Origin of the sequence: Streptomyces sp. NPDC057877 (assembly GCF_042796855.1) — a bacterium.
Classification (GTDB): Bacteria; Actinomycetota; Actinomycetes; order Streptomycetales; family Streptomycetaceae; genus Streptomyces.
This window is the reverse complement of record NZ_JBHVMS010000010.1, coordinates 160650-183019: the sequence shown is the minus strand read 5'-3', so window position 1 is coordinate 183019 and position 22370 is coordinate 160650. Positions and strand designations below refer to the sequence as shown.

The 22370-nt window shown below is 70.2% G+C and carries 20 protein-coding genes and 5 pseudogenes; 11 read left to right on the top strand and 14 right to left on the bottom strand.

Features of this window, described 5'->3' with window-relative positions; translation table 11 throughout:
• Positions 1–34: 34 nt before the first annotated feature.
• Positions 35–883, top strand: coding sequence for a helix-turn-helix domain-containing protein (locus ACFVQG_RS29575; RefSeq protein ID WP_383389168.1), 849 nt, complete (start codon positions 35–37; stop codon positions 881–883).
• A 261-nt stretch (positions 884–1144) separates the two neighbouring features.
• Positions 1145–3271 carry a SpoIIE family protein phosphatase gene (locus ACFVQG_RS29570; RefSeq protein WP_383389166.1) on the top strand — a complete coding sequence of 709 codons (2127 nt, stop codon included), beginning with the start codon at positions 1145–1147 and terminating at the stop codon, positions 3269–3271.
• On the opposite strand, the gene ACFVQG_RS29565 is transcribed toward ACFVQG_RS29570, so the two are convergent.
• Together ACFVQG_RS29565 and ACFVQG_RS29560 are read right to left on the bottom strand one after the other, a co-directional pair.
• Positions 3258–3914, bottom strand: a complete 657-nt coding sequence (locus ACFVQG_RS29565) for a TOPRIM nucleotidyl transferase/hydrolase domain-containing protein (RefSeq protein WP_383389164.1) — start codon at positions 3912–3914, stop codon at positions 3258–3260. The two genes, ACFVQG_RS29570 and ACFVQG_RS29565, sit on opposite strands and share 14 nt — an antisense overlap.
• 85 nt (positions 3915–3999) lie before the next feature.
• Entirely contained in the window at positions 4000–4482 is a 483-nt protein-coding gene (locus ACFVQG_RS29560) for a carboxymuconolactone decarboxylase family protein (protein ID WP_383389163.1), read from the bottom strand.
• A gap of 81 nt (positions 4483–4563) precedes the next feature.
• Here ACFVQG_RS29560 and ACFVQG_RS29555 point away from each other — a divergent pair, with 81 nt between their 5' ends.
• Positions 4564–5529 (top strand): pirin family protein, encoded by a 966-nt coding sequence (locus tag ACFVQG_RS29555; protein ID WP_383389162.1) that lies wholly within the window; start codon positions 4564–4566, stop codon positions 5527–5529.
• A 272-nt stretch (positions 5530–5801) separates the two neighbouring features.
• Here ACFVQG_RS29555 and ACFVQG_RS29550 read toward each other — a convergent pair whose 3' ends face one another.
• A complete protein-coding gene (locus ACFVQG_RS29550) occupies positions 5802–6329 on the bottom strand; it encodes a hypothetical protein (RefSeq protein ID WP_383389160.1) in 528 nt (175 codons plus the stop codon).
• Between the two features lie 5 nt (positions 6330–6334).
• Positions 6335–6457: a hypothetical protein gene (locus tag ACFVQG_RS29545; protein ID WP_383389158.1), complete on the bottom strand. Its 123-nt coding sequence runs from the start codon at positions 6455–6457 to the stop codon at positions 6335–6337.
• Positions 6458–6629: 172 nt separating this feature from the next.
• On the opposite strand from ACFVQG_RS29545, the gene ACFVQG_RS29540 reads away from it, so the two are divergent.
• Positions 6630–7205, top strand: coding sequence for a TetR/AcrR family transcriptional regulator (locus ACFVQG_RS29540; protein ID WP_383389157.1), 576 nt, complete (start codon positions 6630–6632; stop codon positions 7203–7205).
• Positions 7206–7942: 737 nt separating this feature from the next.
• Entirely contained in the window at positions 7943–9382 is a 1440-nt protein-coding gene (locus ACFVQG_RS29535; RefSeq protein WP_383389155.1) for an MFS transporter, read from the top strand.
• A 559-nt stretch (positions 9383–9941) separates the two neighbouring features.
• On the opposite strand, the gene ACFVQG_RS29530 is transcribed toward ACFVQG_RS29535, so the two are convergent.
• The 5 genes and pseudogenes from ACFVQG_RS29530 to ACFVQG_RS29510 form a co-directional block, all read right to left on the bottom strand.
• Entirely contained in the window at positions 9942–10193 is a 252-nt protein-coding gene (locus ACFVQG_RS29530; RefSeq protein ID WP_383389153.1) for a hypothetical protein, read from the bottom strand.
• Between the two features lie 358 nt (positions 10194–10551).
• Positions 10552–10848, bottom strand: coding sequence for a heavy-metal-associated domain-containing protein (locus ACFVQG_RS29525; RefSeq protein WP_383389152.1), 297 nt, complete (start codon positions 10846–10848; stop codon positions 10552–10554).
• A 77-nt stretch (positions 10849–10925) separates the two neighbouring features.
• Complete coding sequence (locus ACFVQG_RS29520; RefSeq protein ID WP_383389150.1) at positions 10926–11243, bottom strand: TetR/AcrR family transcriptional regulator C-terminal domain-containing protein; 318 nt, start codon at positions 11241–11243, stop codon at positions 10926–10928.
• Between the two features lie 206 nt (positions 11244–11449).
• Positions 11450–11857: a four-helix bundle copper-binding protein gene (locus tag ACFVQG_RS29515; protein WP_383389148.1), complete on the bottom strand. Its 408-nt coding sequence runs from the start codon at positions 11855–11857 to the stop codon at positions 11450–11452.
• A gap of 169 nt (positions 11858–12026) precedes the next feature.
• Positions 12027–12318: pseudogene (locus tag ACFVQG_RS29510) on the bottom strand (DUF4396 domain-containing protein); the annotation flags it as partial.
• A 132-nt stretch (positions 12319–12450) separates the two neighbouring features.
• Here ACFVQG_RS29510 and ACFVQG_RS29505 point away from each other — a divergent pair.
• A pseudogene (locus ACFVQG_RS29505) lies at positions 12451–13275 on the top strand (IS5 family transposase).
• 8 nt (positions 13276–13283) lie between these two features.
• A pseudogene (locus tag ACFVQG_RS29500) lies at positions 13284–13876 on the top strand (O-methyltransferase); the annotation flags it as partial.
• Between the two features lie 123 nt (positions 13877–13999).
• Here ACFVQG_RS29500 and ACFVQG_RS29495 read toward each other — a convergent pair.
• Positions 14000–14458 carry an SPW repeat protein gene (locus ACFVQG_RS29495; RefSeq protein ID WP_383389146.1) on the bottom strand — a complete coding sequence of 153 codons (459 nt, stop codon included), beginning with the start codon at positions 14456–14458 and terminating at the stop codon, positions 14000–14002.
• Positions 14459–15559: 1101 nt separating this feature from the next.
• Positions 15560–15958 carry a recombinase family protein gene (locus tag ACFVQG_RS29490; protein ID WP_383389144.1) on the bottom strand — a complete coding sequence of 133 codons (399 nt, stop codon included), beginning with the start codon at positions 15956–15958 and terminating at the stop codon, positions 15560–15562.
• Positions 15959–16268: 310 nt separating this feature from the next.
• Here ACFVQG_RS29490 and ACFVQG_RS29485 point away from each other — a divergent pair, with 310 nt between their 5' ends.
• Together ACFVQG_RS29485 and ACFVQG_RS29480 are read left to right on the top strand one after the other, a co-directional pair.
• Positions 16269–16934: an ArsR/SmtB family transcription factor gene (locus ACFVQG_RS29485; RefSeq protein WP_383389142.1), complete on the top strand. Its 666-nt coding sequence runs from the start codon at positions 16269–16271 to the stop codon at positions 16932–16934.
• Positions 16931–18268 carry an MFS transporter gene (locus ACFVQG_RS29480; RefSeq protein ID WP_383389140.1) on the top strand — a complete coding sequence of 446 codons (1338 nt, stop codon included), beginning with the start codon at positions 16931–16933 and terminating at the stop codon, positions 18266–18268. Before ACFVQG_RS29485 ends, ACFVQG_RS29480 begins: the two co-directional genes overlap by 4 nt.
• Positions 18269–18452: 184 nt before the next feature.
• Here the strand turns inward: ACFVQG_RS29480 and ACFVQG_RS29475 are convergent.
• The 3 genes and pseudogenes from ACFVQG_RS29475 to ACFVQG_RS29465 all read right to left on the bottom strand — a co-directional run.
• Positions 18453–18773 (bottom strand): annotated as a pseudogene (locus ACFVQG_RS29475) (Tn3 family transposase); the annotation flags it as partial.
• 376 nt (positions 18774–19149) lie between these two features.
• A complete protein-coding gene (locus ACFVQG_RS29470) occupies positions 19150–19374 on the bottom strand; it encodes a DUF4158 domain-containing protein (protein ID WP_383389138.1) in 225 nt (74 codons plus the stop codon).
• A gap of 314 nt (positions 19375–19688) precedes the next feature.
• On the bottom strand, positions 19689–20636 hold the full coding sequence (locus ACFVQG_RS29465; RefSeq protein ID WP_383389136.1) for a LysR family transcriptional regulator: 948 nt from the start codon (positions 20634–20636) through the stop codon (positions 19689–19691).
• 191 nt (positions 20637–20827) lie between these two features.
• On the opposite strand from ACFVQG_RS29465, the gene ACFVQG_RS29460 reads away from it, so the two are divergent.
• A complete protein-coding gene (locus tag ACFVQG_RS29460; protein WP_383389134.1) occupies positions 20828–21355 on the top strand; it encodes an SRPBCC domain-containing protein in 528 nt (175 codons plus the stop codon).
• Positions 21352–22246 (top strand): annotated as a pseudogene (locus ACFVQG_RS29455) (NAD(P)-dependent oxidoreductase). The gene ACFVQG_RS29460 and the pseudogene ACFVQG_RS29455 overlap by 4 nt, the downstream one beginning before the upstream one ends.
• The last annotated feature ends 124 nt before the right edge of the window (positions 22247–22370 follow it).

The window sequence follows — 22370 nt, the reverse complement described above, 5'->3', positions numbered from 1 at the left end:
TCAGCGCGGCCGGGCATCGGTGACACTGGTGGGCGTGGCTGACACCAACCGTGAACTCGCCGACTTCCTGAGACGGGCCCGCAGCCAGGTCGACCCCTCGCGGGCCGGTCTGCCCCCGGACGGCCGCGTCCGCCGGGTGCCGGGGCTGCGCCGTGAGGAAGTCGCGCTCCTGGCCGGGGTGTCGACCGACTACTACGCGCGCCTCGAACAAGGGCGCCCCATCAACCCCTCACCCGCCGTCGTCGAAGCCCTCAGCCGCGCCCTCTCCCTCGACGCGGCGGGACGCGCACACCTCCAGGACCTCATCGGGGTGACGGCGGCGCGGACCCGGCGACGCCCTCCCGCCGTCCAGCGCGTCCGTCCCGGCCTCCACCAGCTCCTCGCCGCCCTCGACGGCGAACCCGCCCTCGTCCTGGGACGCCGTACCGACGTCCTGGCCGCCAACCGGATGGCCAGGGCGCTGTTCACCGACTTCGAGCGGATGCCTCCGCGGGAGCGCAACTACGCGCGCTGGATGTTCCTCGACGACGACGCCCGGTCCCTCTTCGTGGACTGGGAGGACCAGGCGCGAGCGGCGGTGGAGAGCCTGCGGCTGGACGTCGGCCGCGACCCCGGCGACCCGGCCACCACCGCGCTGGTCGAGGATCTGCGGGACCGGAGCCCCGAGTTCGACGGCTGGTGGGAGCAGCACCGCGTCCACCAGCGCACCCATGGCTCCAAGCGCCTGCGCCACCCCGTGGTCGGCGAACTCACCGTCGAGTACGAGACGCTCTCCCCGCCCGGGGACCCCGACACGACCCTCTACCTCTACACGGCGGAACCCGGCTCACCCTCGAAAAGCGCTCTGGACCTCCTCGCGAGCTGGGTGCTCACCGGGACCTGAGCCCCCTGCCGGTCGGCGATGGCGCGGGACGGCGTGCCCGGCCCGCCGTACAGGCGTAGCGTCGGCGTATGGGAGAGGTCGGGTACATGCGGGGCGCATATGCGGGCCTGCCCCGTGATGGTGACCACGGGCGGGGTGGGGCGCAGGTGCGGTTGCCCCTCGGTGGTGACCACAGGTGGGGTGGGGCGCAGGTGCGGTCGCCCCACGGTGGTGACCCCAGGTGGCCGTCCGCGCGTCTTCCCATGGCGCTGGAGGTGCGGCATGACCAGCACAGGTGACGCCACCGCCGCGCGGGGCGACCTGGACGCCGCGTTCGCGGAGACCGTCCGCCGCACCGGCGCGTCCATCGCCGCCCTGTACCTGCTCGACCCCGACCAGCAGCTGTTGTACCTGGAAGTGCTCTGCGGGGCGTCGGCCGAGATCGCCGCACCGTGGGCGAGGGTGTCGCTGGCCGCCCCGGCCCCGGTCGCCGACGCGGCCCGCGAGAACCAGCTCATCTGGCTGGGCAGCCAGGAGGAGGTCGCCCACCGCTACCCGCGCACCGCGATGGCGCTGCCCTACCCGCTGGCGATGGCCGCCGCCCCGGTGACCGGCGTACGCCGGTGGGGGGCGCTGCTGCTGGTGTGGCCCGCCACCCGCCCCCCGTACATGACCGGGCGGGAGCGCGGCCACATCGTCTCCCGCTGCCGGACTCTCGCGCGGCTGCTGGAGGAGGGCGCCGAGCGCGGCGGACACCGGTTGCCCGCCACCGCGCCGCGTGTCGTCGCCCCCGTCCCCGCCCACGGGTCGGTGAGCCCGGAGATGGCCGCGGCCGACTTCGTGGAACGACTGCCCGGCGGCAGTTGCTCGCTCGACCTGGAGGGACGCTTCACCTACGTCAGTACCGGCGCCTGCGACCTGCTGGGCCGTGACGCCGATCAACTGCTGGGCACACTGCCCTGGCACTCCCTGCGCTGGCTCGACGATCCCCTGTACGAGGACCAGTACCGGGCCGCGGTCCTCAGCCGCAAGCCGGTGTCCTTCACCGCCTGCCGCCCACCGGACCAGTGGCTGGAGTTCCACCTCTACCCGGATGCCAGCGGCATCAGTGTGCGCCTCGTCCCCAGCGGCGCCCTGCCCCCGTCACTGGCGGCGCCGCGCGGGACCGCGGACGCCGCCATGCCCGCGCGCGTCGGCCAGCTCTACCAGCTGGTCCATCTGGCCGCCGGGCTGACCGAGGTCGTCGGGGTGCAGGACGTCATCGACCTGATCGCCGACCAGATCATGCCCGCGTTCGAGGCGCAGGGGCTGGTCCTGTCCACCGCCGACGCGGGCCGGTTGTGGATCACCGGACACCGCGGCTACACCCCCGACGCGATCGAACGCCTCGACGGCCTGCCCCTGGACACCGACTTCACCCCGGCCGGACGCACCCTCGCCAGCGGCATCCCCGCGTTCTTCGCCGACGCCCCGGAGATGAGACGCCTCTACCCGGAGGCCCCGCAGGTCAGCGGCAAACAGGCCTGGGCCTTCCTGCCGCTGATCATCTCCGGGCAGCCCGTCGGCTGCTGCGTCCTGTCCTACGACCGGCCCCACGCGTTCCCCGCCGAGGAACGCGCCGTCCTGACCTCCCTGGCCGGACTCGTCGCCCAGGCACTGGACCGGGCCCGCCTCTACGACACCAAACACGCCCTCGCCCACGGGCTGCAGCAGGCGCTGCTCCCGCACCTCCTCCCCGAGGTGACCGGCCTGCAGGTCGCGGCCCGCTATCTGCCCGCCACCCGCGGCATGGAGATCGGCGGCGACTTCTACGACGTGATCCGGCTCGGCGACAGCGCCGCCGCGGCCGTCATCGGCGACGTGCAGGGCCACAACGTCGCCGCCGCCGCGCTCATGGGCCAGGTGCGCACCGCGGTCCACGCCCACGCGACCGTCGGCACCTCTCCCGCGCAGGTCCTCTTTGCGACCAACCGGCTCATCACCGACCTCGGCGTGGACCTGTTCACCAGCTGCCTCTACGCCCACCTCGACCTCGCGCACCGCCGGGCGACCCTGGCCAGCGCGGGCCATCCGCCCCCGTTGCTGCGCTGCCCGGACGGCGACACACGCCCCCTCGCCCTGCCGCCCGGCCCCCTTCTCGGCATCGACCCGGACGCCGTCTACCCCATGACGGAGATCCCGCTGCCCCTGGGAACGCTGCTGGCCCTCTACACCGACGGACTCGTCGAAACCCCCGGCACCGACCTCGACGACTCCATCGCCGACCTCGCCCACCACTTCGCCGACGCCGACCACCGGGACCTGAACCTGCTGATCGACGGTTTGCTGAAGAAGGCGAGCGCGGCCCGGCAACGCACGGACGACGTCGCCCTCCTCGTCCTGCACCACGCGGGCGTCACACCCGCGTGAGAAGACGCTCCAGCGGCCGGGGAACCCGCCCAAGATCCAGATGCGCGATCAGCGCCTGTGCGTAGTGCGCCTTGCGACCACTGTGCGTGCCCATGAAACGCCGCAACTGGTGCTCCACGGGCCGCTCCCGCTGGGCGGGCTGGTTCTGGAAGGTCTGGAAAGGACGGCCCTCGCCCTGCTCCTCGATCACGTACCGCACGCTGTCGGCCCCGAGGGCACGGATCAGCTCGTCCTCCAGATCCGCGACGCACACCTGGAACCCGAGTGTCTCCAGCCCGGCGGGGGTGAGCCCCGAGGCGAGCCCGACGCGCTCCAGATGACGCCGGAAATGCCGCTCCTCGCCGATGTCGCAGAGCCCGGCCAGCGGAAGCCCGAGCCCCGCGGGGCCGCACACGTCCAGGAAACGCCCGATGTTCGTCGCACCGCCGAGCGGCACCACCGCGACACCCTCCGCGCCGAGGTCGCGACCGTGCCGCAGGGCCAGCGCCTCCAGCGCCGCCTGGTCACTGCTCCCCTCGACGAGTACGACCGTCCGCACGCCGCCACCGGCCAGCTCCCGTGCCGTCGTGGCGGCCTCGCGCGCACGGGTCCCCCCGGCCGCCCATACGGTCAGCGCCCGGCGGAACCGCCCCAACTCGTCCACGAGACCTCGCTTTCCGACGCCATCGTGGCACGCCCGAGATCCCGTACGCACGCAGGTTTCCCGGCGACCCGGCACCCCGCCCCGGTTACTGCGGCGACGGAACCGCGGAACTGACCCGCACCGGATGCTTGCTCATGACCGAGACCCGGTTGAAGGCGTTCATGGTGATGGCGACCCAGATCACCGCGGAGATCTCGTCCTCGGTGAGCGCGGACCGGGCGTCCGCGTACGCCGACGTCTGCGCGCCGGCGTCCGCGGGATGGGTGGTGGCCTCCGCGAGCGCGAGGGCCGCGCGCTCCCGAGGGCTGAACAGCTCCGTGTCGCGCCAGGCGGCCAGCACACCCAGCCGCTGGGTGGTCTCGCCCGCCCGCAGGGCCGCGCGAGTGTGCAGGTTGAGGCAGAACGCGCAGGCGTTGAGCTGCGACACCCGAAGGTTGACCAGTTCGACGAGGATCCGGTCCAGCCCCGCCTCGGCCGCGACGCGTTGCACGGCCTCCGAGGTGGCGGCCAGGGCGCGGTAGGCCTCGGGGCTCTGCTTGTCGACGTAGACCCGCTGATCGGATCGCACCGAAGCCGTCCCTGTCACGCTGATCTCCTTCACCGAGCGATCACTTGACCCGCGATCTATCATCACCAGGAAAAAGGTTGAATGTCGAACGGTTCATTTCCGGGAGGGGACGCACCCGTGAGCAACGCCGAGACAGATCCCACCACCGTCCAGGTCCTCACGGCCCGCAAGGTCCCCCTCGGAGGCCCCCGCGCGATGACGGTACGCCGCACGCTGCCCCAGCGGTCGCGTTCGCTGATCGGCGCCTGGTGCTTCGCCGACCACTACGGCCCCGACGACGTCACCAGCAGCGGGGGCATGGACGTCGCCCCGCATCCGCACACCGGCCTCCAGACCGTGAGCTGGCTGTTCGGCGGCGAGATCGAACACCGCGACAGCCTCGGCAGCCACGCCTACGTCCGCCCCGGCGAACTCAACCTCATGACCGGCGGCCACGGCATCAGCCACTCCGAGGTGTCGACACCCCGCACGACCACCCTGCACGGCGTGCAACTGTGGGTGGCGCTGCCCGACGAACACCGCGACGCCCCACGGGACTTCCAGCACTACGTACCCCGGCCCGTCCCCCTGAACGGCGGCCACGCCCGCGTCTTCCTCGGCACCCTCGCCGGAGACACCTCCCCGGTCCGCACCTTCACCCCCCTCCTCGGCGCCGAACTCTCCCTCGACCCGGGCGCGGCCCTGACCCTCGACACCGACCCGGACTTCGAGCACGGACTCCTCGTCGACACCGGCGACGTCCACCTGAACGGCACACCCCTGGAGCCCGCCGCACTCGGTTACGCCGCCCCCGGACACCGGGCGCTCACCATCGCCAACGAGGGCCCGGAGACCGCGCGACTGATCCTGCTGGGCGGACCGCCCTTCGGTGAGGAGATCGTGATGTGGTGGAACTTCATCGCCCGGTCACACGACGAGATCGTCCAGGCCCGCGAGGACTGGATGAAGGGCGACCGCTTCGGCGAGGTGCACGGATACGACGGGGCTCCACTGCCCGCGCCGGAACTGCCGAACGCGCCCTTGAAGCCGCGAGGAAGGGCGCGCTGACCTGCGAACACGGCGCGCCGTACGTCGACAGGGCGGGATCGCTGCTGCGCCTGTCCGGGACGTTCCTGACAGGTGATCAGGTGTCGGCTGACGTGGTGTGCTCTCTGCTTGTGGCCCTCGCGAGGCGTTCTCGGCGCCCCAGCACTCCGCTGACGCGGGCTCTGAAGGCTCGGCGTTCCTCGGTAGCGGCAGTTGTCGACGTGGGTCATCGCTGAGCGCCCTTCCTCGGCCCGAGGCTGCCCGGGAGGGCGCTTCGTGCGCAAGGCACCGCATCAGAGTTCACCGGTCCGGTCGGCTCGCCGTGCCTGCTGCACCCGCCACCCGTACCGGGTGATGCCGCGCGGCTTGTAGATCGACAGCACCGTGTTGGTGAGCAGGACGACGACGGCGGCAGCGGCGTCGAACACGAGTTGCATCCTCATCCCGGTGAGGTCGGAGGCGGACAAGCTCGTCCGCGCGGCCGAAGCCGCCACGTGGTCGGCCACCTGCATGTGCAGCAGGAGGAGGAACGTCGCGAAGACGCTGAGTGTGAGCTTGGCCAGCACCCAGTAGTGGCGGAACAGCCCCCACGTGGTGCCCAGGGACTGGACGAGGCCGGTCAACAGCGAGGCGAACGCCAGCGGGACGATCACGTACCAGCCCGTGACCTCCATGGCGAGATACGCGCCCCGCACGCGCTGTGCGTCCTCGCCGGTCAGTCCGACGACGGCGAGGACGAGAAAGGCGGCGACCGCCCCGAGCCAGCCGACCGAAGACGTGACATGCGCGGTGAGCGCGAGCTTGCGGAGGGCGGGTGGCATGGCCATCAGTGGCCGCCGTGCAAGCCCGCCCCCATGGCGCCGGTCAGGTGAAGGACGAGGAACACGACGACCAAGGCCAGCGCCGCGGCGCCGGAGACCTTCACCCAGCGCGGGGTGGCAGGGGGCATTGCGCGGTCGGGTCCTGCGCTCGGGGTGGATTCGGACGGTGTGCCGGTCATGGGTTCCCTCTGACGGGATGGTGCGAGCCGCGGGCCCTCTTCCAGGCGGCAACTCTTATCGAGACACTGTGTCTACGTCAAGTCGTGATGTACCGGCATCGTCGCCCCGTACACTGGCCCGGTGCCGAAGCTGTGGAACGAGACCATCGAGGAGCACCGCCGCTCCGTGCGGGACGCGGTACTTCAGACCACGGCGGCGCTTGTGGCCGAGCAGGGGCTGCGGGGCGTGACGATGTCGCGAATCGCCGAGGAGAGCGGTATCGGCCGGGCCACTTTGTACAAGTACTTCCCGGACGTCGAGTCGATCATGGCGGCGTGGCATGAACGTCAGATCACCGGCCACCTTGCCGAACTCGCCGAACTCGGGGACCGCCCCGGCACCCCGGGCGAGCGGCTGGAGGCGGTGCTGGAGCGCTACGCGCTCATCCAGCAACAGCGCCACGGTCATGGGGGAGAGTTGTCCGCCGTCCTGCACCGGGGCGACCATGTGGTCCGCGCCGAGCAGCATCTGCGCGACTTCGTCCGGGGGTTGCTGGCCGAGGGGGCCCAGGCGCGTGAAGTACGGGATGACGTCTCGTCGGACGAGTTGGCGGGCTATTGCCTGCACGCCCTCGCGGGAGCCGGAGCGTTGCCCTCCAAGGCCGCGGTGCGGCGGCTCGTCGCGGTGACCCTGGCTGGGCTGCGTCCTCAGGGCTGACGGGCCGTTCTCTGCGGCTGGGGCCCGGCCCTGGTGGGCAGTTCCGGGCCCGAGGTCGGGGGCGCGGCGGCCAGGGGCATCGAGTGCCGCAGTCAGCAGCGTGGTGCGCCTTCCGGTTCGCCCTCCTTTTCGGCAGTGGCCGCACCGGGGCGTCCCGGGCGGAGGGCGCCGAGGCTGCCCGACCGGTGCAGGCCCTGGGGCGCAGCACGGCGGCGACCTGGGCACGGAGGTTCGCCAGCCAGTCGGGGTGACGGGCGGGCGTCGACCGGACGAGCGCCGTGAGCACCCGAGCGGCGAGCAGGACGGCCAGACAGAGGGACATCATGTCCATCGCCATGACGGGCATGTCGGTGGACGGTGCCTGCTCGGGAGTGGCCTCGTGCTTCGATTCCGTCGAGGCCGGATCTGCAGCGTCCTCGTACGTACCGGCTCACGGCCACTCCCAAGGCATCCGTTGGGGGCCGCCGGGCCCTCCCCTCTTGCCACTGCCGAACCAGAGCCGATCACGCCGTGGCGGACTGGTGACTGCGGGCCCTGACCGCTCAGGGCGTGGCGGTCCCCACATCGCCTGCTCGCTGAACGGCGCCGAGGATCCAGCAGCCTCGGCATCGGTTCGTGCCTTTCGACTGGCTCAGTCACGACTCTTGCATACCCCCCTGGGGTATTGTATCTTCCAGCTCACGATACCCCCAGGGGGTATAACCCTCGGGGTCTGTTCCGGATGGAAGGGAAAGGCCATGTCGTCAGTCAACCCGCGGCGCTGGTGGGCGCTCGTCGTGCTCGCCGCCGCCCAGTTCATGGTGATCATGGACACCTCGATCATCGGGGTCGCGCTGCCCGAGATGCAGCGGGATCTCGGCTTCTCGCAGGGCGAGCTGCAGTGGGTCTTCAACGCCTACGTCATCACCTTCGGCGGGCTGCTCCTGCTCGGCGGGCGCCTGTCCGATCTGCTCGGTGCCCGCCGGGTCTTCACGGCGGGCTGGATCGTGCTGATCGGCGCCTCGATCGTCGCGGCGGCCGCGCAGACGGCGTGGGTCGAGGTCGTCGGCCGCGCGGTGCAGGGTGTCGGCGGCGCGTTGATCGCTCCCGCCGCGATGACCCTGCTCATGACGCTGTTCGCGCACGACCCCAAGGAACTCGGCAAGGCCATGGCGCTCTACGGCGCCGCGGCCCCGGCTGGCGGTACCGCGGGCGTCTTCCTCGGCGGCGTCTTCACCGAATGGCTCAGCTGGCCTTGGGTGTTCATCATCTACGTGCCCATCGGCGTCGCCACACTCGCGGCGACCAAGCTGCTGCCAGCGGTCGCCCCGCGCCGCGGCGCCATCGACGTGCTCGGCGCCGCGGCGGTCACCGCGGGCCTCGCGCTCGCCGTCTACTCCGTCGTACGGGCCCCGGAAATCGGCTGGGGATCCACCCGGACCGTGCTCGGACTCCTCGTCGCGGCGGCCCTGCTGGTCCTCTTCTTCGTGCTCCAGCGATCCGTGCGCGAGCCGCTGATGCCGCTCGGCATCTGGCGGGTGCCGCGCCTGGGATCGGCCAACCTGGCGATGACACTGCTCGGTGCCGCGTGGATCCCGATGTGGTACTTCCTCAACCTCTACCTCCAGCAGGTCCTCGGATACGGGGCGTTCGCCTCGGGCGCCGCGCTCCTTCCGATGACCGTGCTGCTCATGGTCTTCATGACCGCGATCACGGCACGGCTGCTGGCCCGCTTCGGCGCCAAGCCGCTGATCGCTGGCGGACTGCTCGTCCTCGCCCTCGGCCTGGTGTGGCTGTCGGCCGTGGAGCCGACCGGCTCCTTCGTGGTCGATGTGCTGCCCGCGTCGCTGGTGGCCGCGCTGGGCATGTCGCTGGCGTACATCCCGGCGATGGTGGCCGCCATGTCCGGCGCTCCGGCCGAGCAGGCGGGCCTGGCCTCCGGCATCGTCAACACCACCTACCAGGTCGGCTCGGCGCTCGGCCTCGCGGCCCTCACCGCACTGGCCACCTCCCAGGGCGCCGGTGCACTCGGTGACCTGTCGGCGCTGACGGACGGGTTCAGCGCGGCGTTCCTCGCAGCGGCGGGCATCGCCGCGCTGGGCGGGGCCGTGACGCTGCTGGCCATGCGTACGGAGAAAGCGGTCGCCACCCAACAGCAGGCGAACGGGACCGCCTCGGGTGAGCAGGTAGGCGTCTGACCGATGGGCTGTAAGGCCCGCACCCGCAGGCACACCGCCCACCCGACGGGCTCACCGCGGACTCCCTCCGTCCGGAGTCCGGTGAGCCCGTCGGCGCTACGAGAGGGGAACGTCAGTCATGCAGTCGCGATCGTTCAAGAAAGCTGCCCGCCGGGGAGCCGAGCACCCCCTGGTGCGCATGGCTGCAGCGGCATTGCTCCAGGCCCTGGCCGCTCGCCTGGCCGAGGGCGGGGGTGACGCCGGATCGTCGTGCGTCGGCCGTTGCACCGGGGCGTAGACCCGACAGCCTCGCCCTCCCGCAAACTCCGGCGCCGGGCTCCGAACGACGCCCTCTGCGTCACTCCGCGCCTTGTCTGTACCGGCTCACGCGAAGCGGCACTTCAGGTGGGTGGCGAGGGCGTGTCGACCGCCCTGACCGGCTCGAGGTTCCGCCGCCCGCTGCCGGGGGGCACGGGCACCACGTGCAACTGGAGCTCGTTCATGAGCCCGTCCCTCAGGTGCCCGGCCGGAGGCGGTGGGTGAGCATGAAGGCCTGCGTCCGGACCGGCGGGTTGTCGCCTCAGGACTCCTCGCCCGTGTCATACATCATCCGGCCGATGACCACTCCGGTGGCGTCGAACCACCCCCGCAACAGCTCGGAGTTGCGGTTCTCCTCCTCACCGGTCATGCATGGACGCTCTTGCGGGCGGGCCAAGGCGTGGATCCACTCGAGGAGTGCCTCGACGCCGTCGCCTCCCGGGTTGTCGAGGGAACTGTCGGGGTCGGCCATGTAGCCGTCGAGGGAGACGGTCAGATCCGCGGTTACGGGCACGACGGCATGCTCCCGAAGCCTGCCGTGGGACGTGCTGCCTTCACTCCCATGTCGATCGGGAACCGGCGCATTCGACCTCCCCCAGCGACGCGTGACGGTGAGGCGATGCAGTAGGGGCCCTGCCTTCCGGCAGGGCCCCTACTAGCCAACGGGATCGTCCCCAGTTCTACTTGCAGGACCCGTCCACCCGGTTGAGCTTGCTTCTCGAAGCGGGCGGCGCAGGAGCGCATGTCATGCCGCCGATGGAAAGCTCGACCTCGGAGACGGCCGCGAACGTCGCGCCGGGGGACCTCTTTGCGGGAGCCGTGCTGGTCATGCGCATCTCCCGCGGTTCGGGGCCGATGCCCGAACGGTGCCTTCAGGCCCGGCCGACGAACTCGTAGCCAGCCTCGTCGACGGCGGCCCGGACGGCCTCCTCGTCGAGCGGGGCGGCGGAGGTGACGGTGACTTCGCCGGTCGTGGCGACGGCCTTGACGTCGGTGACGCCGTCCAGGGTGGATATCTCCTGGCTGACCGCCCCTTCGCAGTGGCCGCAGGTCATGCCGGACACCTTGTAGACGGCGGTGACCCCCGCGCCCTGGGCGTCGGTCACGGTGCCCGAGCCGCAGGAGCCGTCGGAGGAGCAGCAGGATCCGGCATTCGTCTGGGTGGTCATGGGTGCTCCCTCATGGTGTGACTGTGTGGGTCTGCCGTGGGAAGGGCTGCTTCGCGGTCCTCCCAACGATGCGGACACTATACCCCCCAGGGGTATGAATGGCTTGTGACCCAACCCACACGCATGCGGGTGCGTGCCGTAGGAGCCGAAGACCATAGGGGGAAGACCAGGAGTTCGTAGAGCTGGATGAGGGCCGCCTCCAGGTCCGGGATCGCCAGTCGGCCCTCGTCCGCCAGGGTGTGCAGTGCGTTCGCGACTGCGGGATGGTGCCCCTCGGGTCCGTGCTGCCGCCAGGCCCGGCCCAGCTCGGGGAAGCGCTGGACCTCGGCGGCCACGAGGTGCGCGGCATCCGGCTTCGAGCGCGGCGCGGTGGGCGGCTTCACCGGCGCGTTCACCGTGTGGGCAGTGGCGGCCGCCGTCAGTGCCGCAGTGGCTGTGGGGGCTTGTGCCGTGCGGCAAGCCGCAGTTGGCCGACGGGCCGCACGTGCACTGAGTCGTCGCTCGCCGCCTGGTGGGCGGCGGTGCGTCGGCCGAGGATGCGCGTGAGGGCCGGGGGAACGCCGTACCGGCGGCCCTGCCTTGTGGTGTGTGGTCGCGCTGGTCAGCCGAGGGCCTCGATGAGGTCGGTGCATGCCTGTGCGCAGGAGCGGCAGGCTTCGGCGCACAGGCGGCAGTGCTCGTGCATATCGGCATGCGCGGAGCATTCGTCGGCGCAGGCTTCGCAGGCGGTGGCGCAGGCGGTGAGGATCGCGCGGGTGATGTTGGCGTCGTAGCCGGTGTGCCGGGACAGTACGGACGCGGTGGCGTTGCAGATGTCGGCGCAGTCCATGTCGGTGCGGATGCACTTGGTCAGCTCTCCGACCATGCCCTCGGACAGACAGGCGTCCGCACACGCCGTACACGCCTGGGCGCAGGCAATGCACTCTTCGATACACCGGGTGAGCTTGTCGCGGTCCACTTCCCCCAGGTCGGCAGGGTAGGTGGCGAGCATGTCCTTGACCGTGGTCATGGCCGGTGGCCTCCTTCGGATCGATGCCGGACGGGCGGCGGACCGGACGGCCGCGTCTCTTCCTCCTCCGGCCCCTGCCGGGTTGGCCCGCCCTGGTGACGTAAACGCGGTCGGGGCACCCCTGTTCCGCCGGGGTGCCCCGACCGCGTGGGCCTGTGTGCTGCGTGCGTCAGTGGTAGGCGTGGACGACGGCGTGGCCCTTGCCGCGGCTGATCAGCCACCTGATTGACCGGCGTGGAGACCAGGAAAGCCACCGCGAATCCGCCCAGCAGCGCCGACCAGAACAGCCCGTCCGACAGGTGGGCGTCCATCGCGCCCGGTGTCACGGCGATGATCGCGTTGTCGACCAGCTCCATCACAGCGATCAAGACGGTGTCGGCGGCCAGCGCCACCTTGATCGCGGACTTGAGGCCCAAACCGACCGGGGGCACCGCGAACAGGGTGAACAAGTAGCCGAAAAGTCACCGGGGCGTCGTAGTGGACGGGGCACGGCCCGAAGCCGCGCCCTGACTGGCCGTGTGCACATGCCGACGCCCGGAGAGGCGGCAGGCCGTCTTAAGACGTCGTTGCATTTGGCGTGATCGGTAGCTTGCATGGCTGTGGCGATCATGGAGCGTTTGGTCCCGGACGGGTTGTGGGAGTTGTTCCAGCGGGTGGTGCCGGTCGTGCCGGTCCGACTGCGAGGCGGTGGTCCTCGACGCTACGGCGACCGAGAGGTGCTGGCGGCGATCATGTTCGTGGCCAGGTCAGGCTGCACCTGGCGGCAGACTCCGGAATTGTTCGGGCCGTCTTGGTCGACCGTGTACCGGCGGTTTGCCGAGTGGAGCAAGGCCCGAGTCTGGGCCAAGTTGCACTGACTGGTGCTGGACGAACTCGGTCGGACTGGTGAGCTGGACTGGTCACGGTGTGCGATCGACTCGGTGAACATGAGGGCGATGAAAGGGGGGATCTGACAGGCCCGAATCCTGTCGATCGGGGAAAGAAAGGCTCGAAGATCCACTTGGCCACAGAGAGAGCTGGCCTGCCCCTCTCCATTGGTATCTCGGCCGCACACACCCATGACAGCCTCGGCCTCGAACCTTTGGTGCGCGGGATACCTCCCATCCGGTCCTGCCGCGGACCGAGGCGGCGACTTCCCGGGCAGACTGCATGCGGACAAAGGCTACGACTACGACCGTCTGCGCCGGTGGCTACGCAGCCGCAGCATCGTGCCGCGCACCGCTCGCAAGGGCATGGAATCCGCGGCTCGCTTGGGGAGACACCGATGGACCGTCGAGCGCACCGTGAGCTGGCTGAGCGGAATACGCCGCCTGCATCGGCGCTACGAGCGCAAGCCAGACCACTTCCTTGGCTCCGCCGGTATTGCCGCCGCCCTCATCTGCTACCGCCGCCTCAACGGCACGGCTACGCAAACATAATGCACGGCATGTCGCTTCAGGGAACGGACGCCTACCCAGACGACCACACCCTGCCTGCGCTGGTCGAGCGGGCCGTCGAGGCGGCCCGTACGCACTGTTTCGCCTCTCCTGCAGGCCCGAACAGGGGCGGCTGCTCCAAGTGCTGGCCGCAGGGGCGCCCCGCAGCATCGCCGAGACCGGAACAGGCTGCGGTGTCGGGCTGGCCTGGCTGGCCTCCGGCGCGGCCCCAGGCACGCGACTGACCAGCGGCGAACGCGACCTGGACCGAGCCCGCGTCGCCGCGGAGGTCTTCCGGGACTGTCCCGACGTAGTGATCCTCCACGGCGACTGGCAGCGCGTCGAAGAGCACGGCCCCCTACGACCTGCTCGTGCTCGACGGCGGAGGCCAGGCCAAAGGCAACGGCACCGCGGATCCCGCTCGCCTGCTCGCCGTCGGCGGCACAGTAGTGATCGACGACTTCACTCCGGCCAGCACATGGCCCCCTCGCTTCAACGGTGCCCCGACCAAACTCGACTGCACTGGCTCGAACACCCCGAACTTCGAGCCACAGAGCTACGTCTCGCAGCAGGCCTCAGCGCGGTCGTCGGCACCCGACTACCTGGCCGAGAGCAGCCGCATAGCCGGATGCAACGACGTCTTATGGGCGGGAGTAGGAGCGCACAGACGATGGCGCGTCACAGAACGGGACGGTCCGGGATCTCCCGTTGCCGAATCGGCGTCTGCTCAGCGGTCGGTTCCGCCGTAGGCGCCCTCGGGACCGCGTGCGTCGCTTGAGCGGGCTGCCGCGCTGGCGGCAAGGGCGAGTAGCAGGGCGATCAGGCCAGTGATCACGTTGTTGATGACGGTGCGTGTGGTGTCGACGTTGCCTGACACCACCCAGGGGGCGATGACCGTCCATGCGCCCAGGGCGCAGGCCGCCCAGGCCATGCTGTGTGTCCGGTCGTAGGCGCGACCGAATCCGCCACTCATCAGCAGGGCGTATCCGATCCCCACGATCAGGTTGTTGATGGCGAGCCGGGAGAAGCCGCCGCTGTTGAATCCCGCGATCCACGGGGAGGCCGCGAGGTAGAGGCCCGTGAGCAGGGCCAGTGCCTCGATGGCTTGCGCCCTCGGGGTCGTTGCGGCACGTTCGGCCAGCGCATGGCGCTGGCGCATCTCGACGATGTCGGGGTGGGTCTCCATGGCCGATCCGGTTGGTCCCCCCGATCGGGTCGATCCGGTGGGCCCGTAGCTAGGTGACGTCACTGCGATCACTTCCCGAAGAGAGAAACAAGAGCTGCGTTGAGCGTCGCTGCCAGAGGGCCGGAGTCCTGCAGTCGGCCTGCTGGTGGGGCGGCGCCCTTACGCTCCAGGGTTGCGGGGCTTCCCGCCTTCTCCTTGGCCGATTAACCCCCAGCAGACCAGTAAAACAGTAAAAATACTCTCAAACAGAGAAAATTTTCACTAGGGTCCCCTCATCCTGCCCGCGCCCTTCGCGGTCTCGGTAGGCTCCGGTTCCCGTATCCGTCAGAGCGCGGTCTGCCCGCCTCGCCCCCGACCCAGGCGGCTTCAACGGCGGCCCAGCAGCCCACGTCCCGGATCGCCGCGGGCGGGGCCTGCGGCGCACCGCCGCAGGGCTGAGCCAAGTGCGTCGTTGACCTGGCCAGTCCCGAACTCGCCGGGGACCGGCTGCTCGGCGTGCCCGAGGTGGCGGTGCTGGGCGGCATCACGGCCTCCACACTGCGGGGTTACATCTCCCGGGGCGGAACGCGCGCCGTTGCCCCAGGCGACTGTCGGCGGACGGGCCCAGTGGTCACGCCCGGTCGCCGAGGACTGGGCCCAGGCCCGGCGCCGCCCGTCCGAGGGGCTGAGGGATGCCATGTCGGCCGACGACCGGCAGCATCTTGCTCCGGGGGCCGCTCTGATCCGCGACCGGTTCAGCGAAACCTTCGCAGCTCGGCATCCCTGCCCAGGTGACGGGCGAAACCCTGCGGAGGTCCGCGACCACGAACGGGGAACTCGACGGGCAAACCGCGAAGGAGTTCTTCTCCCGCCTCGTCCCACGCGAGCCGGAGGACTGAGGACACGATCGCGAAAGGCGCCAAGCCAATCCCAGTGGCTTGACGCCTCTCGTTCACGACTCTCACGGCAAACGGAGAAGCCCCATCTGAGAGCGCGGGACACAGGGGGTACCGGTAAGAACTCTGTCACCTGCCGCAAACGGCGGTGATCAGGCCTCGGACTGGGTGGGTTGGGGCAGTTCCGGCGTGCTCGGCGCCTCAGCGAGTGCGAGGCGACCGCCCCTCAGCTCAGGCACGTAGTTGTGATCGTGTTCCTGGAGACGCCGAGGAGCTTCGCGTCCAGGCCCTCGTTGGTGCCCTGCACGATGAGTTCGCGGATGAACTCCGCCAGGGCCGCGAACACGTGGAACACCAGGCGTCCGCAGGGCGTGGTCGTGTCGAGCGCCTCGTGCAGCGAGGTGAAGCCGACGCCGCGCTTGCGCAGGCCGGACACGATCGCGATGAGGTCCTGGATGGAGCGGCCGAGCCGGTCGAGTGACGGGACGACGAGAGTGTCACCCTCGCGCAGGTAGTCGAGGGTCGCCCATAGTTCCTCGCGTGTGGCGTTCTTGCCGGACTTCTTGTCAGCGAAGATCCGGATATACCCCGCCTCGGTGAGTGCGTGGATCTGCCGGTCGAGCAACTACCCCTTCGCGGACACGCGTGCCTATCCCACAAGACCGCCGGTCCGTACGGCCGGTACGAGGGCGAGGAGATCGGCGGTGTCGTCGTCCTGGGGTGGCTGCACCCGCCAAGTTCTTGAGCACGTCGACTTTCTGAGCCGTTCCATGGGCATGGTCCGGCGTCGATCCCGCCGCGAGCACTCGCTTACCGATCTTGCTCAGGAATCGGTCGATAGATGAGCACAGGGGTCTCGCGCACGAAGCAGATCGCAAGGAGTTCTTCGCAAAGGACTCTTTGCGAAGAACTCTTTGCGGTTTAGCCTGTGTGGTGTGACCGACGCGATGAAGAGGCCAGAGGGCCCGAACCTTGAAGAGGACTCCGTTGTCCTGGATGCCAAGGGGCTGCGTGCCATGGCGCATCCGGTGCGTGTGCAGCTGGTGGGGCTCCTGCGGAAGTACGGTCCATCGACAGCCACCCGTCTTGCGGAGCGGCTGGGCGTGAATTCCGGGACAGCTAGCTATCACCTGCGCCAACTCGGCGCGGCTGGTTTCGTTGAGGAGGACGCTGAGCGCGGCAACGCGCGAGAGCGCTGGTGGCGCTCGGTACATCAGATGACGGAGCTCAACGACCGGGAGCTGGCCGATCGAGAGCCCGAGGCCATCTTGGCCTTCCTGCAATCCGTCGCCACCACCTACACCTTGCGCACTCAGCAGACGCTGAACGAGTTGCAGACGATGCCTCGTGCGTGGCGGGACACCTTCGACATGAGCGGCTGGGCCTTGCGGCTCACGCCCGAAGAGGCTGTCGCCCTGCGGCAGGAGTTGAGGGCCGTCATCTCTCGGTACCGCAGAGACACGCCCGAGGCGGCGGCAAGTGCCCCGAAGGGTGCCGAGCGGGTCGGCGTTATCACGCAGATGCTGCCCGAACTGGATGCGCCTGCCGCGTCGTCGCTCCCTTCCGGCCCTCAGGAAGAGGAAGGGAGCCCGAGGTCATGACCGAAGGCGCCTCGGAGGTCGGCGGCATACCCGGCAAGAGGTCCTTACGGCCGCTGAGCGGGGTGCTGGCGGCCATGGTTGTGTCGCTGACCGGCACGCGGATCTCCGTTGTGGCACTGCCCTGGTTTGTTCTCGTCACAACCGGCAGCGCCACCCAGACCGGACTGGTCGCCTTCTGCGAGATGACTCCCTACGTGGTGGTCAAGGCGTTCACCGGACCGCTGGTGGACCGGATCGGCCCGCGGGCCGTTTCCTGGACCACCGATCTGGCCAGCGCGACCGCCGCCGCCGCGGTCCCCCTGCTCCACGCCCTGGACCTGCTGTCCTTTCCGCTTCTGCTGGTTCTGGTCGCGCTGATCGGCGCGGCCCGGGGACCCGGAGACCTGGCCAAGGAGGTGATGGTCCCGGAGGCGGCCGAGCGCGGCCGAGTGCCGCTGGAGCGGGCCACCGGTCTGGCCGGTGTGATCGAGCGTCTCGCCTCCACCGTCGGTCTGGCGGTCGGCGGATCCCTGGTCGCGCTGCTCGGTCCCCTGACCGGACTCGCCGTCAACGCCAGCTGCTTCGCCCTCGGATCAGTGATCATCAAGCTCGCGCTGCCTCGCGGCATGGGGCTCGCGGTCGAGGAGGCCCCCTCGCCAGCCGGGGGAACGGAACCGGGCTACTGGCGGCGGTTCGGCGAAGGCTTCACCTTCCTGCGCAGCGAGCCGCTGCTGCTCACCGTCATCGTCATGTGCGGAATCACCAACCTGCTGGACGCGGCGATCACCTCGGTGCTCGTACCTGTCTGGGCCAGGGAGTCCGGTAACGGGCCGACCGCGATCGGCCTGATGGGCAGTGTGATGGGGGCCGCGGCGGTCGGCGGGAGCCTGATCGCCGCGGTGGTCGCGCACCGGCTGCGGCGGCGGGTGGTGGTTCTCGCCGGGTTCCTGCTGGTCGGGGCACCGAGGTTCCTCGTCCTTGCCTTCGATGCTCCGTTGGGGGTGGTGCTGGGCGTCTTCGCTGTCAGTGGATTCGGTGGCGGCTTCGTCAACCCAGTGTTGGGGGCTGTCCTCGTCGAGCGGGTGCCGCGCCGGATGCTGGGGCGGGTCAACGCGCTCGGTGACTCGCTGGCCTGGGCCGGTATCCCTCTCGGCGGGCTGCTCGCCGGGGCGGCGGTGACCGCTGTCGGACTCGTGCCGGTGCTGCTCGCTTGCGGCGCCGCGTACTTCCTCACCACGAATCTGGCTGGGCTACGGCCGGAATGGCGCGAGATAGACCGTACGCGTGGGCGGGGCGTCGTGAAGCCGCATTCCAAGGAAGACGCCTCACAAGGCAGTGCGACTGTAGCGACATGACGTCCACGGGAGGAGGTGGACCATCTGGTCTTCTTCTCCCTCCCCACCGCTCCTTCCCACCTCGCCACGCTTCACGCACGCTCAGATGACTGCTGGTCGGGCGGCGTCCGTCGCAACTCGGGGGGCGCGGAAGTGTGACCGCAGCAGGGTCGAGGCGGGTGCCCATGTCGAGCAGTTGCGGGTAGGCGTCCGGTTCGCCCGCCACCGGCCGGTACAGCTTCACCTTGTTGATGCGCTTGATCCTGGGCAGCAGGTCGAAGTTCAGCGGTCTCGTCATGCCGAACCCCATTTTCGACTGGCCATGCGAGTCCGTGTAGTTCGCTTCCACGTCCATGGTGGTGCCGAGCCGCATAGCGCCCTCGACCATCGCGGCGACCTCGGAGGCGGTGCTGTAGCTCGCCCTTGATCCTGCGCGGGTTCTTCGGCTCGGGCTGGGCCTCGGCAGGGTCAGCCGGATCGCCCCGGACTTCCGCTCGGTGATGTCCAGCCAGCTCAGCTTCGGCATCCGGTCGTTCAGCAGGCCCAGTTCGGTGGTCATCTGCTCGCGCAGCTCGTCGACGAAGACCTGCGGGTCCAGCGGCTTGCGCAGCTCGCGGTAGTTCTCCTCGCGGCGCTCGGCGAAGTCCTGGGGCAGGTCCTCGTCCGGGTTGCGCCACCTGTCGGCGCAGACGACCCAGATCTCCTTGCACTTGAGCTGGTCGCGCAGGGCCTGCAGCGCCGCCGCCACGATCCGGTCGCACCGCCCAGGCGTGGGCGGCTTGATGCACTCCGTACGACAACGGGCCAGCAGCTCCACCCGCACCTGCTCCGGCCGTCGCTCCCTGCAGGCGACGTTCTCGGCGAGTCAGGCCGTCAGCTTGTCCGCGTCCGCGACACCGCACTCACGGAAGCCCAAGTGCCGACGGATGCGCACGGTGGTACTCAACCCTCCGACCGCTCCACTCATAGGCGTCCAGCTCGGACGCAGGTACCTGTACCTGCCGGGCGACGAACTCCACTGCCGCACCAGGCAGCTCGAACCGGCCTCGGGGAAACCGGCCGTACTGCGTAGAGAACTTCAGCAACATGGCAAAGCCCAGTCGCGTCGCACCGCGCTTGCCGGACACAAGCCGTGTTCGTCCTTCAATAGCGTCCAGTGTTCGACCAGGTCATCCAGGTCCAAAGGGGTGCGGGCCATGGTCGTCGATCGTCCTCTCGGGGCTTCACCCCGCGTAGCTGTACGACGCCGGACTCACGCACACGAGTGACACCCGCACAAGATCACCGCCGGTTGCGGCTGGTGACAGCGTTCTTACCGGCAGCCCTACAGGCGCCGCTGGCTCGAACTCCACCCGGTGAACTGCACTCAGCTGGATCTGCTCGACGGACTCGCCGTTCGCCCGGGTCCTGCGACCCTCGGTTCAAGGCTGCCCGTGGGTTCCTACCAGGTGAGGGCGGAGCGGCGGAGGGTGTCGCGAACGCGGACGACGTCGGGGTTGGCTTCGGCGCCTGGGCGCTGGACGAGGAAGAGGGTGTTAAGCGGTGGTTCGTCGGGATCGTGTAGGAGGGTGAGGGTGCCAGCGGTGAGGTGGTCCCTGCACAGGGAGCGGGGCAGGACGCTGTAGCCGGAGCCAGCGGCGACTGCGGAGAGGACGGCGTACAGGTTGGGCACGGTGACGGCGGCCTGGGTGGTGAGCTGCTTGCCGAGGACGAGGCGCCAGTAGCGGCGCACGATAGGCAGGTCCTCCGCGTAGGTGACGAGCGGGATGTCCTTGAGCACGCTGCAGACGCTGTCGGGAGCCATGCCTTCCGTGCGCGTGGCCCAGCGTGGCGCCGCGACGAGCACGTACTCCTCGTCGGCCAGGGGTGCGGAGGGCAGGGCGCGGCCTCTCGGCCGCCGGGTGGTGATCACCAGGTCGTGCCGACCCGCCCGCAGCCCTTCGACGAGCGGTTCGGTCAGGCCGGTGTCGACGCGAAGCTGAACTCCGGCGGTGACGAGCGGGGCGAGTGCGGGCAGTGCCCGGGTGCACAGCAGCTCGGAGGGGCCGGCGAGGTGGACGGGGGCGCCCTGGCCGGAGAGGTGGCCGCTCTCCAGGGAGGCGAGGGCGTCGAGGGGGCCCGCGGACCGGGCGGCGAGTTCGTGAGCGAGCGCTGTGGGTTCCGCGCCGCGGGGGAGCCGGGTGAACAGTTCCTGCCCGGTCTGCTGCTCCAGTGTGCGGATCTGGGCGGTGACGGTCGGCTGCGACAGCCCGAGCAGGGGCGCCGCCGCGGTGAACGATCCGGCACGGTAGACGGCCAGAAACGTGCGGAGCAGGTTCAGGTCCGCGTGCGGGGCGATCCTTACCCCGCTGGGAACGGCCGTCGGCCCCTCGGGCGTCGCGTGCTTCATGACCTCCAGAGTAGCCCCCGAAAGTCATCGACTCTCCGATGGGAGGGATCGGCTCCTCTATTGGCCAGCCGATGGCTCGCGAGCGTAGCTTCGAAGCGTCGCCAGATGGCGGCACAGGCAGCGGACCGTGATGATGCCCGTGTCGCGGCGACGTGGTCTCCAAGCTCGCCCGCATCCGAGAGGAACCCCGAATGACCACGCAGAACGCGATCGACTGGCCCGAGAAGTACCTGCCCGGCACCGGCGACTACTTCGTCTCCAACGAGGTGATCGTTCAGGGTCTGACCGCCGCCCAGGTGTGGCACTACCTCGTCGACACCTCGACCTGGGAGTCGTACTACGACAACGTCGCCGACGTCTCCTTCCCCCAGGGCGGCGGCCCCCAGCTCAGGACGGACACCGTCTTCAGCTTCGGCACCTTCGGCTTCCCGCCCCTGGACGCCCACGTCGTCGAGTTCCAGGACCCGGCTCAGGGCGTCCCCGGGCGCCTGTCGTGGACCGCGAAACAGGACGGCCCGCCCGAGGAGCAGCTCGACGTGCTGCATGCCTGGCTGGTGGAAGACCTGCCCGGCGGCCGGGTGCGGATCCTGACCCAGGAGACGCAGATCGGCCAGCCCGCCGCAGCGCTTGCCGAGGAACGGCCGAATCCGATGCTCAACGGCCACCAGGCATGGCTCGACGGCCTGGTCCGTGCCGCCTCCGGGAAGGCGGGCCGATGAGCGTCACGCGCGCCGTCGCCGTCCTGGGCACGGGGATTATGGGGGCCGCGATGGCCCGTAACCTTGCCCGCGCCGGGCACACTGTCCGGGCATGGAACCGCACCCGCGACAAGGCCGAGGCCCTCGCCGCCGACGGCGTCGAGATCGCCGACACCCCGGCCGAGGCCGTCACGGGCACCGATGTCGTCCTGACCATGCTGTACGACGGCCCCGCCGCTCTGGATGTCATGAAGCGGGCCGTCGAGGCCCTGAGCCCCGGCACGGCCTGGGTGCAGTCGACGACCGCGGGCGTCGGGGCGACCGGCGACCTGGCGGGCTTCGCCAGCGAGCACCGGCTCGTCTTCTTCGACGCTCCCGTGCTCGGTACCCGTCAGCCCGCCGAAGCCGGGCAGCTGACCGTTCTCGCCGCCGGTCCGAGCGAGCACCGCGACACCGTGACGCCCGTCCTGGACGCGGTCGGCGCGCGCACGGTATGGACTGGCGAGGACGGTGCGGTCGGCAGTGCGACCCGGCTGAAGCTCGTGGCCAACAGCTGGGTCATCGCCGCGACCAACGCGGCCAGCGAGGTTCTCGCTCTGTCGAAGGCCCTTGGTGTGGACCCGCAGAGTTTCTTCGACACCATCGCGGGCGGCGGCCTCGACATGCCGTACCTGCGGGCCAAGGCCGACCTCGTCTTGAACGGCCAGCTTTCCCCGGCCCAGTTCGCCGTGAACACCGCTGCCAAGGACGCCCGCCTCATCGTCGAGGCCGGACGCCGGTACGGCATCCGGCCTCGACGTCGCCGCCGCGAGCGCGGAGCGCCTGGAGCGCGCCGCCGCGGCCGGACACGCCGACGAGGACATGGCCGCCGCCTACTTCGCCAGCTTCGACGGCCCGCCCACGACGACCTGACCCACTCCGTGGTCGGAACGCACCCCCGCGTCCCGGGCCGGTCGGCACCAGCGGTGAAGTGAGGGGCCCGGCGACCTGGGCCCCTCACCTGTTTCCCGAAGGCGGGCGCGGCCACACGCGCTGC